This window comes from Bradyrhizobium sp. NBAIM08, from assembly GCF_020193935.1.
Taxonomy (GTDB): domain Bacteria; phylum Pseudomonadota; class Alphaproteobacteria; order Rhizobiales; family Xanthobacteraceae; genus Bradyrhizobium; species Bradyrhizobium yuanmingense.
Genome location: NZ_JADYVR010000716.1, coordinates 1 through 419 on the forward strand (window position 1 = coordinate 1; position 419 = coordinate 419).

Annotated in this window: 2 protein-coding genes; both read left to right on the forward strand. The window is 40.3% G+C overall.

Features of this window, described 5'->3' with window-relative positions; genetic code table 11:
* The first annotated feature begins 3 nt into the window (after positions 1 to 3).
* Positions 4 to 144 carry a DUF3098 domain-containing protein gene (locus I6F37_RS46715; RefSeq protein WP_225154628.1) on the forward strand — a complete coding sequence of 47 codons (141 nt, stop codon included), beginning with the start codon at positions 4 to 6 and terminating at the stop codon, positions 142 to 144.
* Between the two features lie 41 nt (positions 145 to 185).
* Positions 186 to 419 (forward strand): RNA polymerase sigma factor (locus I6F37_RS41720; RefSeq protein WP_225154629.1); only part of this gene is annotated, 234 nt, incomplete at its 3' end.

The following is a 419-nucleotide window of genomic DNA, read 5'->3' on the forward strand; positions in this document are numbered from 1 at the left end:
CTGATGAGTGGCGGAGGTTCATCCGACCCGAATGTTTTCAATGAAGAAATTTTCAGTTTCCGTCGGATCACCCTTGCACCCCTCATCGTGGTGGGTTCGTACATAAGTTTAATCTGGCTCATTTTAAAAAAACCATCGAATTGATTTTTCAAAGAAAAAATAAAACGCTGACAGATAGTGAGTTGATGGGGCGAATTGTTCTGGGTGACCAGGCCGCTTTCAGCGAATTATACCACCGGTTCAAGGACCGTATGTATTATTATTTCTACCGTATGCTTGGAAATTCGGCCGATCTGGCCAACGATTTTGTGCAGGAACTGTTTATGAAAATCGTTGAAAAACCTAAAAGTTACAATCCAAATTTTGCTTTTCACACCTGGTTTTATTCAGTGGCACATAATATGTGCAAAAATGAATAC

Bases quoted from the DNA above. Each gene is read 5' to 3' on its own strand.
- I6F37_RS46715 (WP_225154628.1), top strand. From the start codon at position 4: ATGAGTGGCGGAGGTTCATCCGACCCGAATGTTTTCAATGAAGAAATT.